The sequence below is a fragment of the Synechocystis sp. PCC 7509 genome (assembly GCF_000332075.2).
GTDB lineage: Bacteria > Cyanobacteriota > Cyanobacteriia > Cyanobacteriales > Chroococcidiopsidaceae > Aliterella.
Map to the genome: position 1 here is coordinate 883,396 of NZ_ALVU02000001.1, position 14,607 is coordinate 898,002.

The 14,607-nt window shown below is 42.7% G+C and carries 13 protein-coding genes, 1 tRNA gene and 2 pseudogenes; 9 read left to right on the plus strand and 7 right to left on the minus strand.

Going from position 1 to position 14,607, the window contains the following annotated elements; all coding sequences use genetic code 11:
- The first annotated feature begins 28 nt into the window (after positions 1-28).
- On the plus strand, positions 29-2,380 hold the full coding sequence (locus tag SYN7509_RS0204530) for a DUF3854 domain-containing protein (RefSeq protein WP_009632673.1): 2,352 nt from the start codon (positions 29-31) through the stop codon (positions 2,378-2,380).
- 891 nt (positions 2,381-3,271) lie between these two features.
- On the opposite strand, the gene SYN7509_RS0204535 is transcribed toward SYN7509_RS0204530, so the two are convergent.
- Both SYN7509_RS0204535 and SYN7509_RS0204540 read right to left on the minus strand, forming a co-directional pair.
- On the minus strand, positions 3,272-3,562 hold the full coding sequence (locus tag SYN7509_RS0204535; protein ID WP_009632672.1) for a hypothetical protein: 291 nt from the start codon (positions 3,560-3,562) through the stop codon (positions 3,272-3,274).
- Positions 3,563-3,705: 143 nt separating this feature from the next.
- On the minus strand, positions 3,706-4,176 hold the full coding sequence (locus SYN7509_RS0204540; RefSeq protein WP_009632671.1) for a hypothetical protein: 471 nt from the start codon (positions 4,174-4,176) through the stop codon (positions 3,706-3,708).
- Between the two features lie 304 nt (positions 4,177-4,480).
- Between SYN7509_RS0204540 and SYN7509_RS27480 the strand changes: the two genes are divergently transcribed.
- Positions 4,481-5,188, plus strand: a complete 708-nt coding sequence (locus SYN7509_RS27480) for an HNH endonuclease (RefSeq protein WP_158506136.1) — start codon at positions 4,481-4,483, stop codon at positions 5,186-5,188.
- Positions 5,189-5,283: 95 nt separating this feature from the next.
- Here the strand turns inward: SYN7509_RS27480 and SYN7509_RS0204555 are convergent.
- The 3 genes from SYN7509_RS0204555 to SYN7509_RS0204565 form a co-directional block, all read right to left on the minus strand.
- Positions 5,284-5,356: transfer RNA gene (locus SYN7509_RS0204555), tRNA-Ala, on the minus strand.
- Positions 5,357-5,400: 44 nt separating this feature from the next.
- Complete coding sequence (locus SYN7509_RS0204560) at positions 5,401-6,108, minus strand: HAD family hydrolase (protein WP_009632669.1); 708 nt, start codon at positions 6,106-6,108, stop codon at positions 5,401-5,403.
- 6 nt (positions 6,109-6,114) lie between these two features.
- Positions 6,115-6,963, minus strand: coding sequence for a class I SAM-dependent methyltransferase (locus tag SYN7509_RS0204565; protein WP_009632668.1), 849 nt, complete (start codon positions 6,961-6,963; stop codon positions 6,115-6,117).
- 116 nt (positions 6,964-7,079) lie between these two features.
- Between SYN7509_RS0204565 and SYN7509_RS25130 the strand changes: the two are divergent.
- Both SYN7509_RS25130 and SYN7509_RS30910 read left to right on the plus strand, forming a co-directional pair.
- Positions 7,080-7,934 (plus strand): annotated as a pseudogene (locus tag SYN7509_RS25130) (Rpn family recombination-promoting nuclease/putative transposase).
- Between the two features lie 398 nt (positions 7,935-8,332).
- The gene (locus tag SYN7509_RS30910; protein WP_009632665.1) at positions 8,333-8,611 is read left to right on the plus strand and encodes a helix-turn-helix domain-containing protein; all 279 of its coding nucleotides are present in this window, start codon (positions 8,333-8,335) and stop codon (positions 8,609-8,611) included.
- Between the two features lie 86 nt (positions 8,612-8,697).
- Here SYN7509_RS30910 and SYN7509_RS29075 read toward each other — a convergent pair.
- Together SYN7509_RS29075 and alr are read right to left on the minus strand one after the other, a co-directional pair.
- Positions 8,698-9,998 (minus strand): annotated as a pseudogene (locus tag SYN7509_RS29075) (IS4 family transposase); the annotation flags it as partial.
- A 104-nt stretch (positions 9,999-10,102) separates the two neighbouring features.
- Complete coding sequence (gene alr / locus SYN7509_RS0204585) at positions 10,103-11,266, minus strand: alanine racemase (RefSeq protein ID WP_009632662.1); 1,164 nt, start codon at positions 11,264-11,266, stop codon at positions 10,103-10,105.
- A 160-nt stretch (positions 11,267-11,426) separates the two neighbouring features.
- Here alr and SYN7509_RS0204595 point away from each other — a divergent pair, with 160 nt between their 5' ends.
- The 5 genes from SYN7509_RS0204595 to SYN7509_RS0204615 all read left to right on the plus strand — a co-directional run bounded on the left by SYN7509_RS0204595 (position 11,427) and on the right by SYN7509_RS0204615 (position 14,531).
- Positions 11,427-11,924, plus strand: a complete 498-nt coding sequence (locus tag SYN7509_RS0204595) for an HNH endonuclease (RefSeq protein WP_009632661.1) — start codon at positions 11,427-11,429, stop codon at positions 11,922-11,924.
- A gap of 193 nt (positions 11,925-12,117) precedes the next feature.
- On the plus strand, positions 12,118-13,200 hold the full coding sequence (gene psbA, locus SYN7509_RS0204600) for a photosystem II q(b) protein (RefSeq protein ID WP_028954100.1): 1,083 nt from the start codon (positions 12,118-12,120) through the stop codon (positions 13,198-13,200).
- An 85-nt stretch (positions 13,201-13,285) separates the two neighbouring features.
- Positions 13,286-13,777, plus strand: coding sequence for a hypothetical protein (locus SYN7509_RS0204605; RefSeq protein ID WP_038020804.1), 492 nt, complete (start codon positions 13,286-13,288; stop codon positions 13,775-13,777).
- Between the two features lie 5 nt (positions 13,778-13,782).
- Positions 13,783-13,971 carry a CPXCG motif-containing cysteine-rich protein gene (locus SYN7509_RS0204610; protein WP_009633097.1) on the plus strand — a complete coding sequence of 63 codons (189 nt, stop codon included), beginning with the start codon at positions 13,783-13,785 and terminating at the stop codon, positions 13,969-13,971.
- A gap of 29 nt (positions 13,972-14,000) precedes the next feature.
- Entirely contained in the window at positions 14,001-14,531 is a 531-nt protein-coding gene (locus SYN7509_RS0204615) for a DUF1499 domain-containing protein (RefSeq protein WP_009633098.1), read from the plus strand.
- The last annotated feature ends 76 nt before the right edge of the window (positions 14,532-14,607 follow it).

A 14,607-nucleotide genomic window follows, 5' to 3' on the forward strand; every position in this document is an offset into this window, starting at 1 on the left:
AATACGCCACAGAAGCGTTAATTTAATTATGAACCCACTGAAGACAAATGACAAGACCGTAGATGTGATCGCACTTGGAGAAGAAACCTCTAGTGATCCTAGTATAACACAGAACACCCCTAATCTCCCTGTAGTTACCGTAGATTCAGTTGAGGAGATTCGTTGTACGTCACTTAATGATAAACACCGGAAAGAGACTATAGAGGGTAGCTGTGTGTCTGAAGCGATCGCACAGTCAGCATTCTTTACTACAAATCGAGAGTGTGATGTAGTAGATTACCTCAGACGTAAGGGAGGGGGCAAAGTAGTAGGAGAGTATGGGGGTGAGCAGATAACAGACTTAAGCTCAGGTTGGGCTGTACACTGTGTTATTCCTTATACGGGTAAAGTAGATACGTTAGCAGGACAGTTTAAACCCGATCACCCCTCACCAAAGTTAGATGAAAACGGTAAGCCAAAGTTAGGTACGGACGGTAAGCCCAAGGTAAATAAGTACCTTTCCCGTAACGGTGGAGGTACGCCAATGTTCCTAAGAATGCCAGATGAGAATTATTGGAGAGGTGTAATAGATGAGGAGGGTGAGAAACAGCAACCAATCTTTATCACTGAGGGAGCTAAGAAAGCAGGAGCTTTATTGACTCTTGGCAAAGCTGCTATTGCCCTCCCAGGTGTTGATAACACGCAGGATAAAGAGGACAAAAAGGAGCTACACCAATATATCTTTGACTTCCTGAATCCAGGTAGAACAGTGGTCATTTGCTACGATGCAGATCAACACACGAACCCCGGTGTAAAGAGAGGATTGCGGAAATTGGTGAGGAGACTCAGAAAGTTTGAAGGGGTGACAGTTAAAAACTTACCCCTACCTAATGACCCTGAAGCTAAAGGTGTAGATGATTTTGTCAAAAAGCACGGCGCAGAAGCTCTGGAGAGATTGATCGCAAACGCAAAGGAGTGGGGAAGTAGTGAAGTTGAGGAATGGGAATTTAAGGAAGGGGACACAACAATAGAGGTCGCCTTTACTGAGGCTTGGAAGGATAACTATGGGAAAGATTATAAGTTAACTAAGAGCGGCTGGATACATAGAGGAGAGACGTACTGGAAGCACATAGAGGAAAGGGAAATGAAGCAAAGAGCGATCGCACTCCTAGAAAAGGCATACGAATATAGAGAGAAGGTGGGCAACAAGTTTGTATTTGCTTCTACAGCAAATCTAAATAACTGTTGGACGTACCTGCACAACAAAATATGTGAGGAAGTGAAAGAGGACTACTCAGGCATTGCTTTTAACAACGGCTACTTAGACCTTGAGACTAGAGAGTTTGGTGAAGTAGCAGAGAGTAAGATTAGTCTCCATGGTGTAGATTACGATTACGATCCAAGCGTGAACGAATGCCCACCGATGTTCTTACGCTTCATTGAGTCATCCTATGGTTTAGACCAACTAGAGTCAATACGGGCTTATACCAGTTGGGTAATTGACACTACAGCCCCCTGGAAAAACTTTCCTTTCTTACTGGGCAAAAGCCAAAGTGGTAAATCGGAATTACTGAAGGTTTGGGTGAAGCTGTTGCCAGAAGGGGCAGTAAGATCAGTGTCAAACCCAAATGAATTGAGTAAGGAGGAGGGAAGACAAAAAGTAGTAGGTAAGCGAATGTATACCGTGGGAGACTTCACTGGGCATATTCCTGACCTAGGCGCGATACTTGAGATGGTGAATAATCACCCCCTGACAATCAGAAAACTGTACAGTAGTGACTCACCCTCGATCAAACTCTACTGTCGGTTAGTCTTTGCAGCCGTGGATGTACCAAGACAGAAAGGTACAGCAGGCTGGGATAAGCGCGTAAACTACATCACAACTAAAGACTTTGTAGACAAGCTACAGCTACCCCTTGGTATGAAGTTAGAGGATGAGTTAGCTAAGGAAATACCAGCGATCGCATCTTGGGCGATCAACATGGATAGAGGCGTAAGGGATATGTATCTGGAAACGAAACTAAATAAGAACGCCCATGATGAAGCTGAGAAAGACAACAACATCTATGCTCAATTCTTATCTGAGGAGTTTGTCGCAGCAGAAGACAGTGAGCATTTAATTGATATTGCCTCTCTATTCCGTCCTTTTCTCGCCTATGCAAGTTACAAAAATCAAGGAAAGGACATTAAGCAAGGATCGTTTGTTAAGGGCTTCAGAGCGCTGCTTGATAAAAAGAATAGAGTAACTGACAGAGAACACAACGTGAGGATAGGGGGCAGATTAACAGGAGTAGAAAGGATTGTCAAAGGTTTAACACTGGAAGAACCTAAGCGTTTTAATGAAAGACAGCCTGGAATGTGGGAGTACGATCCTAACTACACCTCACACCATAAAAAATAGACCGTTGTGGTAAACGCTTGTAGCTGATACAAACATCCGACAAGTCACGTATACTGGTACAAAATACTGGTACAAAATAAATCAGCTACAAGCCTTACCATGCAAAAATTTCAGTCCTAAACGTCGTAGAATGGTACATTTTGATTTTCATTCTGTACCAGCTACAATGTAGACACAGTAGGTAGCCTAGTTTTTTTGGTACAATGGTACATTATTTAAAGAGAAAGTATATATAAAAAGAGTAAAGAGAGTATATCCTGTAGAAACTTTTAGAGAATTATTCTGTACCAGGATACATGATACACCTGTAAGCGCTACTGTACATACAATGTAGCTGGTACATTTTTGATTTATTTTGTACCAGTATTTTGTACCAGTATACGTGACTTGTCGGATGTTTGTTATTGTTGACCTTTCCACTGCTACAACGAGTCATTTCTTCCCACAAAGCGATCGCGATTACACTCCCCCGCTAACTATCCCTCACGTTGTAACCGTATACGTGCATTGACATACAAGACATTCCACTGTCGCAGCTATAGTGAGTAATTCTGACTCCGCGTCAAACCTTTGAGTGCTTTTTCCCTAAAAAATTGACTGAGCAACTTATGATCTTTACGATTGTTTTCGCTACTCAAGTTACCTTAAATCTAAAACTTCTATCTGGCAACTGAAATACGTCTAGTTCGATGTCACCCAAAAGAATAATTGCCCTCACAGCTTTTTGAGTGTCGTTAAATTGTCTTGCTTACTTCAAATTATAAACAGTTGTTAAAAAGGATACGCAAATATCCCGCTATTCAGTTCTAACTTAGCTACATCTGCATATCAACGAAAATACTAAAAAACCACTCGATGTTTCCCTAAGTGGTTCGCAAAACTAACACTTAACTACTGGTAAAACTCCTGCTCACACTGCTTATAAACTCGTTCCCTTTCTCGCGCATTCTCCTCCCCAATTTCAGCTAACACATAATACTGCCTGTCCCCTGCACGAGCCATCCTAGATTTCATTCCAAATTCCCGCCAAGTTTTAGCAAGGGATGAATTATACCGTTGCTCAAAACAGTCACTAGCATATATAGCCTTACGCTCCTCTATCCGCATTTCTTGCATAGCATAAAGTCCTGATACAGTAACTACTCCAATGATAATTAGAGCGGAAATCCTACCATATTTCATGTTTTGTTTTCTGTACTAAATTATTCTTAATATACTTGCACGTTTTTACACCGTCAATACCTCAGACCCGTCAGGGTTACTTACGTCAGTAAAGCTTTGTGTCTGCGTTAGAAATTCTGATTAAAACTCATTATTTAAGTGCGCTACTTTTTGGCTTCTAAATCCCTGGTTCTACCTTCATCTTTCCAACTTGTAGAACGTGCTGCAAAAATAGCACCACAAACAGCAATAAACCCGCCTGTATTGGTATATGTACTTTTTGCACTAATTGCACCGATATTGTAAGTACGATCTAACCCAAACGAGCCAGATGATACCGTCGGATCGTAAGTTAGCCCGATTCCCATCATTGCACCACCTAAGATAAGTAGAAACCAACCAAAGCCGTGCGTAGGGTTATTTACGCTTTGTGCGCCAGTTATGGTAGATGCTTGGTTATTTGATGTTGACCTTACTTCTGAGCTTAAGCCTTGCTCCTTCGTCTCGTCAGAAACTAATGCACTTTTGGGCTGATCGCTCCATCCGCACTTTTTACAAACTATTCTTCCTGTTGCATAGCGAAGGGGTAGCACAGATGTACATTTCGGACAGTTTTCTGATTCAGACAATTTCATAAAATACCTCACTTAGCTTTAACTTGCGTTGATGGCTCTCTATCTGCTAATTGCAGTATTCCCAAACTAAAGTCACATCTAACTAGGTTCATCAGTTTTTCTATAAAATTCTCAGCTTATTTCCCAGTTGATACTGTTGTGATTTATATGTTGTACGCGATCGCTCCCGACTCGCGTAGTCTCACTCTTGACGCTGACTAATCCCTTAAGCCAAATTAGAGTCGTCAACAGAACAAACTACCCACACTCAATTGGTTAAATGGGTACTTTGCACCACTGCACTCAAAATGTAGCGTCCCTTCCTATGTCTTCTACAACCCCAACTCTCACCCAAATTCTAGCCAACAGTGCAGAAAGAGAGAAACTAGAACAACGCCTATGGGCAAAGGTAGAGAAAAGCCCTGATAGTCATTGTTGGCTGTGGACAGGGAGTAAGAACAAAAGCGGCTACGGCGCGATTAAAGTAGCCGGGAAGCCTCTACAAGTACACAGAGTAGTCTATGAAATGTCTTATGGAATTATACCTAGCGATCACTTTGTCAGACATCGCTGTGATAATCCCTCGTGCTGCAATCCGAAGCACCTCAAGTTAGGGAGCAACCAAGATAACGTAGACGACCGGACGCTGCGGGGGAGATCCGTTAAAGGGTCTAAACAGACTACTGCCAAACTAACCGAGTACGAGGTTGAGGAAATTATTAGGGAATTACAGGGGAGTTTTATCACTACTCAGGCGATCGCCCAAAAGTACGGGGTAGTTAGATCCGTTGTAAGTAGGATTAACACGGGTAAGTCTTGGACTCATGTTAGCCCCCACTTGAGTAGACCGATACGCCCCTACGATCTCCCTAGAGGGACACCAGACGCTAAATTGAATGTTGACCAGGTTAAGGCAATTCGTCACCGCTACAACCTCGGTGAGAAGCAGTGTGACTTAGCTAGAGAGTTTCAAGTGTCCCTCAGTGCAATTTCTAACTTAGTCAATTTCCAGACTTGGGCGGGTGTCGTTTGAAGCTTGCATAAACCTTGCATAAAAGTTGCATAAAAATACGGATATTAGGTTAATCTAGACAGGTATAAACCGTGAGATGCTGACGCTCTAAGGAATGGAGAATAGGAGACTCGAACCCCTGACCTCTGCGGTGCGATCGCAGCACTCTACCAACTGAGCTAATTCCCCTTTTGTTCAATTTTCCATCATAACATTTTGCTAGCCAGAAAAGTTTATTTTTTCTCTCTTAATACTTTTTGCACTCGTTCTATTTCTAAATCGTGAAGATAATCAACTGTCCAATTTGCTTGACGCTGAAGCATATGGAAGGGATAGGTATTAGCTACGCCTACAACGGCGATTCCCGCTTGTTTGGCGGCTTGGATACCTACGGGGGTATCTTCAATGGCTAAACAGTTCGCAGGCTGTAAATTAGTGTTGGGATAGAGTTCTTTAAGACGTTCTACGGCTAAAAGATAGCCATCGGGGGCGGGTTTGCTCGTATTTATATCGTCTCCAGCAATGATCGCATTAAAGTATTTAGCTAAATTTGTACTATTGAGGACAAGTTCTACTTCTTTGCGAATAGCGCCTGTAACTACAGCTAACTTAATGTTGCGCGATGTTAGTTGATATATCAAATCTTCCACACCAGTATAAATTGGCAACTGCTCCGATTTTTCGTGCCACAGTTTTTGATAGGCTTGGGCTTTGCGCTCGATTAATTCGGTTAAATAACTGTCGCTGACCACTCTACCGCGATTAGTGAGTAATTCTTTTAAACAAAGGCGATCGCTTCTTCCTAAGCAAACTTTTCTAAATTCCCCTGGTTGGGGGCGCAAATTTTCCCCTAGCAAAATTTGCTCTATTAGTTGCTCATGCAAGGGTTCATCATTAATAATCACCCCGTTAAAATCAAATAAAACTGCCTTCAAACTCATAGCTTTTTAGTAACCGGGCGCAGGTATCCAAGCTGAGTCAACAGCATACTCTTTTGTCGGCGCTAATGGTTTGACGGCGCGAGTTACTTGATGAATAAACCACCAGTCTAGAGTTTGCACGGCGGCAAATCCGGCTTTATTCATCCAATTATCGACGCTGGCGGCGGCATAATCCTTGATATACGGTTCTTCAAAGATGTTAGTTAACCACTCTAAATTGCGTAGGGTTTGCTGATTGCCATCGAGGATTGCTACTTCTCCCCCGGCGGGTAATAAACGGAAGCATTCATGCAGAATTGTTTGAGATACAGCCGTTGGCGTTTCATGAAACAACAAGGATGCTGTAACTAAATCGAAACTACTATCTTTAAACCCTGTTTGTTCGGCGTTTCCTTGTATCCACTCAATATCTAATCCGGCAAGTTTTGCTTTATGACTTGCTCTAACTAGCATATAAGGAGATAAGTCTAAGCCGATGACTTCCGCACCGGGAAAGGCTTGTTTGAGCATTAAAGTCGTTGAACCCGTACCGCAACCTAAATCTAAAATTCGCCTCGGTTTACATTGAATAGAGTCTATAAGAAATTGGCGTACTAGGTTTTCGCCGGGAGGTAAAACATATTGAGTAATTGGATCGTAGGAAACGGCTGCACCCGCAGTTAAATAACCGCCATCAATTCCATGAAAGTTTTGGCTACTGTAGTAATCGGGAATTGTGATATCTGCTTTTTGGAAAGCTGCGCCTTCAGCCTCCCAATCTACACTTTTGTAGTAACGCTGCAATTCTTCTTCATTAATAAAGGAGCGAACTATAGGAGATAAAAAGCGTTCCCAGATTGTGTCTTGACGTGCCATAGAGTTTGGTAGGTGTAGAGTTGGATTTGCCCTCTTTACAAAGTTTAATATATTGATTGGGTTTGGGGCGATAGTGCGATCGCATTAGAATAGCTTTTAACTTTGCGCGACTTTCTGTGAAAACTGATACTATTTTTTTCCGTTTGTTTCAAGAATTTCCCTATATCTTCTTTGAACTAATTGGTCAACCTGAATTACCCGCCGATACTTATCAATTTACCTCGGTTGAACTCAAACAACTTGCCTTTCGGCTTGACGGCTTATTTTTGCCACCTCCTAATCAGCCAAATCTACCAATGTATTTTGTTGAAGTACAGTTTCAAAAAGATCAGGGGTTTTACTACCGCCTGTTCTCTTGAAAACCTTTTGGGAGGCTGCTGCCTCCCCAAAAGTTTCCGCTTGCAGAAATTTTCCTGTATATTTATCAGTACAAACCTACAAATAACTGGCGTGCAGTAGTCGTTTATCCCCGGCGGAGTGTCGAATCAGAACAGCCGATACAATATCAATTGCTCCTAAATAGTAACCAGGTACAAATTATCTATTTAGATGAGCTAGGGAAATTTGCTGAAGACTCTTTAGGGGTGGGAATTGTGCATTTAGTAGTAGAAAGCCAGCAAAAAGCTACTGAACGAGCAAAACAACTAATCGATCGCATCAGACAACAAGTAACAGATCCGCAAATTCGGCAGCAAATTATAGAATTTATTGAGACGATAGTAATATACAAATTTCCGCTTCTCAGCCGTCAGGAGGTAGAAGTCATGTTAGGTCTAGATTTGATTAGAAATACCAGAGTTTATCAAGAAGCTTTTGCAGAAGGAGAACAACAGGGTAGGTTAGCAGGCGAACAACAGGCTAAGTTAGCCGCAGTAAAGCGATTATTAGAGTTGGGTTTGACTTTAGAGCAGATAGCACAGGTAATGGAGTTAGATATTGAAGTTGTTACACAAGCAGCACAGCAATTGTAAGTTTTGGCGATCGCCTGTTATTTGAGGGCTATTGTGCGATCGCGCATTCTTTGACTAACTGCTAAAAAAATTTATCTTAATTCGTTTAATTCGACTGTTGCGTTTATCTCGTTGATATATTGCAGTGGAATTACAAGAACTGGCACAGCTTAATTTTGCGGAAGTAAAATTAGGCTTTCCTCAGTCATGGGAGAAACCTTAATGACAAGTACCACACTTAACCGAAATTCATTCCTACAGAGTTTGAAGCCCAGCTTGCTCAAGAGAGCCGCCGCATTTTTGCTGCTCATGTTCCTCACCAGGGTTCTACTATTGAGCTTAAAGTTGCCTATGACGACAATAATAGTGAAGAAAAAGTTGTTATTCCTGCGGCTGCTTTTCATCTGCTTGTAGATATTTTGTCTCAAATAGCTCAGGGAAACGCCGTCACGCTCATTCCCCTTCATGCAGAATTAACTACTCAAGAAGCCGCAGATATTCTCAACGTTTCGCGCCCTTTTCTTATAAAACTAATAGAGACAGGTGAAATTCCTTATCGAAAAGTAGGAAAACATCGCCGTATTTGTTTTGAAGACTTGATGAACTACAAACAAAAGATCGATAGCGATCGCCTGCAAGCCTTGGATGAGTTGGCATCTCAAGCTCAAGAGTTAAATATGGGTTACGAAGAAACTTAAGGCAATTTAGTATTCAGGACAAAGAGATCGCACGTTATTTGACGAACTAAAACAAATTTGATATTAAATATTTCAAATCTATATAATAATTTTGGTGAGAGGGCATCTCGCTGTTGATGTCGTGGGCGAGATGCTTTGACGAGACCTAGGAGTCGATGGTGAGGAAAGAAAATAGGAAATTACTTCCTCAGCTTCTCCCCGTTTAAGGGCTGTGGCAAAATGATACAGTCCGCGAAACACCATCTCCAGAGAAATCTTCTCCAAAGGTTGTTGCAAAGCGACGGACACTTGAGCGCAGAGGTCATTAAGGACGGCGTATAAGATCCAAGTAGCATAGATTTGAATTTGCACGCCATTAGAATCGCCCACCCACAAATAAGCAAAGCCCAAGAGTCGTTTAGTTAAGGCAAAAGCATCTTCCACTCGCCAGCACCGCCGATAGAGGTCGCACACTTGCTGGGCAGACAATTGTTGAGGATCTAGCACATTAGTTAAGTAGCGATACCAAGTAGTCCCCCACAACACAGACACCAACCGCACAGGATAGTCGCACGCAGGAGAACGATACTTACCCAAGAGAATAATTTCATCTCTGTAGTGAGTCCCACTAGAGAGCAATCGCAAAGCTTGATCAGAGGTTTTCTCTCGCTGCCTGGTGACGAAAAACTTCTGCTGTTGAGTAAAGGCATCAAACCAGGCAAACTTGAAAAAGCCTAAATCAAAGTAAGCCACCGACGGGTAGACGAGCGAGCAAGACATCGAACCATTGCTGATCATTGGCCCTAGCCTCCGAAGTGTACCAACGGGCGACGGGGCGATGGGTAAACACTTCAACCACTACCATCATCATCCGCCCGGCCAGTAACGTTCCTTGGTCTTGCAGGAGTTTCAAAGAACGACGTAGCTCTTCCAGCGTTGACCCATCGGCGACCCAGATAGCAGCAAATTTTCCCCTCAGTGCTTCCTCGCCGGAACCCGTTGGCGGTGGCACTGCTCGCTGCTGAAGTTGCACCAACACTTGCTCGAATAGCGCCTCGGATAATCTGGCTGGTAGGTTCATCAACCGTTGGGATATCGCTTGCTTGCTTACCCCTAATGGTTCTACCCACCGCAGACCCTCTTGAGCTAGGACGCTCACCATTTTGCTCAAGCCGGGTAGTTTTCGGTACACTAAACTTAGCACTACTGCCAACATTACTGGTAGCGTTAGCAGACGATCTCGACGCAATTTTTCTGGGATTTGATGATAGCTGCTAATCGGTTTGAACTGCGACGGTTGCCATAACTTCCTTAACTCGGTTTCGATAGTTTCTATCGGCGGTCCTGGCATCAATGCTTGATGTCGCAAGTCGGGATTGGCATCTTTAAAGGGGCGACTTCTAGCCATTACAGATTGACTTCTTTGGCACAGCTTTCTCTACCTTAGCTGTCATCGCCACCCTTAAGTTGACACCAATGAATGCTTTGCGCCCCTACAAGTTCACAATTGATTTAGAAAAATATTCGAGGTAAGCGGCGAGTAAAACCACACAAAATTTCCCAGGAAATTGTATTTAGCTGCTTTGCCCAATCATCGGCGGAAATGTTTTCGCTACCATCAATTCCCAGTAGTGTTACTATTTCTCCTGGCTGCAAATTGGGAATAGCACTAACATCTAGCATCAATTGATCCATTGTAATTGCCCCGATTTGGGGTATTTTTTTGCCGCGAATTATTACCATCATTTGATTAGACAAATTACGCGGGACTCCATCGGCGTAACCAATTCCTACAACGGCAATTAAAGTAGTGCGATCGCTAATAAATTTGTAACCATAACTTACACCAGTTTGAGGCTCAATAGTTTTTACTTGCGTTACTCTAGCTTTGACTTGCAGCACTGGCTTAAGGTTAACGGCGGTTTGCAGTTGGGTTGCAGGATAAAGACCATAAACCGCTAAACCCACCCGTACCAAGTCATAATGCAATGATGAATCAGTTAAAGTCGCCGCCGAATTGGCTAAATGCAAACAAGGTGGAGGTAAATTGATGGCAGCTAGTTGAGCAATTGCTGTTTCAAAGCGTTGTTGCTGCAAGTTCATGACTGTGCGATCGCAACTTTCCGCCGTTGCTAAATGAGAATAAATACTAGCAATTTGAAGATTCGGCAAATCATGCACCAACTCCACAAATTCGACGGCTTGCTGCCAAGATAATCCCAAGCGCGACATTCCGGTATCTAATTTAATATGTACGGGCAAAATCTCCTTTAAAGTCTGAGAATATAATTTAGCCGCTTCCAGGCTGCCTAACGTTGGTTGCAGTTTCCAGTAAGACACCGCCTCAATTTGCTCGACAGTGTAAGTTGCTCCTAAAATCAAAATTGGGGCTTTGATCCCACTAGAGCGCAATTCTATACCTTCGGGGACTGTCGCCACACCCAACCACTCCGCGCCCGCTTCTATAACCGTCTTTGCTACAGTAACCGCCCCATGACCGTAAGCATCAGCTTTAACTACCGCCATCAGCGCAGTTTGGGGCGCTAATAAACTTTTTAATTCCTTAATATTATGTTTTATGGCACTTAAATCAATCTCTACCCAAGCCCGTTGGCGATCGCCAAGCCCAAGATCGCAGTCAATAGAGGTATTTTTTTGGACTTGTGGTTGTCCCATTACTCACACCCAATAAAATCTTTAGCTTTAACTAATAGCAAAAAAGAGCCGCAATTTAAGAGTTTTTCTAGAGCGATTGACAAAAAGAGCGATCTTTTATCCATATTTAGCCTAGTTGTGTTACCATTTGTAAAAAATGTCGGCGATTTGATGTTAATCGATGGCAAAGGTTTTAGTTCTCAACGCCTCTTACGAACCGCTCAACATTACAAGTTGGCGACGTGCGGCTGTTTTGTTAATTAAAGGCAAAGCAGAGCAAGTAGAACATAACGGTAAGTTTATTTATACGGGCTTCCCTTTGCCCACCGTTATCCGCCTACGCCATTTCGTGCGCGTACCCTACAAAGAAATTCCTCTTACCCGTCGCAATATCCTCCACCGTGACGGGCATGGTTGTCAATACTGCGGTTACACGGGCGACGACTTGACATTAGATCACGTAATTCCGCGATCGCGTGGTGGTGGCGAAACCTGGGAAAATATGGTGACAGCTTGCGTCCGTTGCAACGTCAGAAAAGGCAATCGCACCCCCCAAGAAGCAAAAATGCCTTTGTTCCATCAACCCCGTAAGCCTTATAGTAGTCTTTACTTTGAAGTCAGCAAGCATCTAAAAAGCGGGCTACATCAAGAGTGGCAAAAATATATTATTGGACTTTAGGCGATCTCTTATTGCTTGTAAAGTTCTGTAAATAAGTATTGGCAGTGATATTACTTTTGAATCGACTATGCCTAAATGAGGATATCTAAAGAAATTATAAAATTTTCTTTACAAAACTAAACGAAGGGATTAATGTATAAACAAGGAAGTAAAAAACTTCTGATACATTCCAAAATCAAGCACTTATAAAACAATGACAACAACCTTACAAAGACGCGAAAGCGCCAACGTATGGGAACGGTTCTGTAGCTGGGTAACCTCCACAGAAAACCGTCTATACGTAGGCTGGTTCGGAGTATTGATGATCCCCACACTACTCGCCGCCACCACTTGCTTCATCATCGCCTTTATCGCCGCACCTCCCGTAGACATCGACGGCATCCGCGAGCCGGTAGCAGGTTCATTAATCTACGGAAACAACATCATCACTGGTGCAGTAGTACCATCATCGAACGCGATTGGTTTGCACTTCTACCCAATTTGGGAAGCAGCTTCCTTAGACGAATGGTTATACAACGGCGGCCCTTACCAATTAGTAGTATTCCACTTTTTGATCGGAATATTCTGCTACATGGGACGTGAGTGGGAACTATCCTACCGCCTCGGAATGCGCCCTTGGATTGCCGTAGCATATTCAGCGCCCGTAGCCGCAGCCACCGCAGTATTTTTAATCTACCCAATTGGACAAGGTTCATTCTCCGACGGAATGCCCCTAGGAATCAGTGGAACATTCAACTTCATGTTAGTATTCCAAGCGGAACACAACATCTTGATGCACCCCTTCCACCAGTTAGGAGTAGCCGGAGTATTCGGCGGTTCATTATTCTCCGCCATGCACGGTTCTTTGGTAACTTCTAGCTTAGTTCGTGAAACAACTGAGACCGAAAGCCAAAACTACGGTTACAAATTCGGACAAGAAGAAGAAACCTACAACATCGTTGCCGCCCACGGTTACTTTGGTCGGTTGATCTTCCAATACGCATCCTTCAACAACAGCCGTAGCTTGCACTTCTTCCTAGCAGCATGGCCAGTAATTGGGATTTGGTTTACATCCTTGGGCATCAGCACAATGGCGTTCAACCTCAACGGGTTCAACTTCAACCAATCCGTAATTGACTCTCAAGGACAAGTAATTGGCACTTGGGCAGACGTACTCAACCGCGCTAACCTAGGTATGGAAGTAATGCACGAGCGCAATGCTCACAACTTCCCTCTAGACTTGGCGGCCGGTGATGCGACTCCTGTTGCTCTTACTGCTCCTGCGATCAACGGTTAATTTTTAACCCTTCTAGCTAAAATAAATTAAGAGGCGCTCTCCACTTGGAGGGCGCTTTTTGCGTGATTATCTTAAAATTAGTGTAATGACAACAATCCCTGAACCGTTAAATTTTGCTAGCGCGATCGCCTATACTCAAGAATTACTAGCACAAAGTAAAATATCCGCCTCCGAAATATCCCAATTAGTCAAAACTGAAGACGGTGCAAGAGGTTTTTTTGTTACTTACCTGACCTCAGATTTTGCAATGTCAGAGGAAATTATTGTCGGATTGCGATCGCATCCTAAAATAGTATCTGAACTATTGGTAAAAAACTTAGCCATGTCTACAGCGCAACAGTTATTTCACCGTCGCCGTCAGGATGAAAACATGACTTTTTCTTCGCAACGGGTGCAAGAACGAACAGCGCAATTGATAAAGTTAGTAGACTTAGATTTGGTCTATGAAAAGTTGCAGCAGATGATAGCAAGTATTGATACTGGTGGTGACTATCAAGCATTTTTAGAGCGATGGAACTACGACGACGAACAAAAACAAGCAATAAAAGCGGCAATTAACAACTTTTTAGGTAAATAATAACTTTGCAAAATTCAACAGAGTATTTTTGTGCTTATTGCGGCGAATCGAACGTAGCCTTTATTGATTTAAGTGCTGGTAACTATCAGTCTTATATTGAAGACTGTCAAGTTTGCTGTCGCCCAAATGTGTTGTATATTCAAGTTGACGAAGAAACTCTAGAATTAAGCGTAAATAGCGAATATGTAGAGTAGAAAGCACTTATTTTAAGGACTATAAAGTTATGGAAATTAGAACAATTATTTCTCGTTATTTGCCTATAGTTTTAACTATAGTTTTTTTACTAGGGGGAACTATACTATTTTCTGGGCAAACTAAGTTATTAGCAGGTACAAAACCTAATAATCTTGGTATGGGTACAGGTCAATTATTAGCTTGTCCTGGTACGCCTAATTGCGTCAATAGCCAAAGCTTGGATGCCGAACATGGTATTGCGCCTTTAACCTACAATTCCTCTGCTGAAGATGCTTTTAAGACCCTTAAAAATGTTGTACAGTCTTTTAAACAATCTACGATAGCGCCAGCGCGCTCGCAGAGCTTCGCACAGGAAACTGATAATTATATCTATGCAGAGTTTACTATTCCTGTAGTGGGATTTGTTGACGATGTAGAATTTCTGTTAGACAAAAATGCCCAAGTAATTCATGTCCGTTCAGCTTCTCGTTTAGGCGAGTCAGATTTGGGTGTAAACCGTAAACGAATTGAGACAATTAGAGCTAAATTTAACCAGTTGCAAACAGAAGTAAAAGCTTGACAATATTGGCTCTACTTCTGCACCTAGATAGAGATGTTTTTCGTTACAATTATTTACGGTAATATTAATATATACA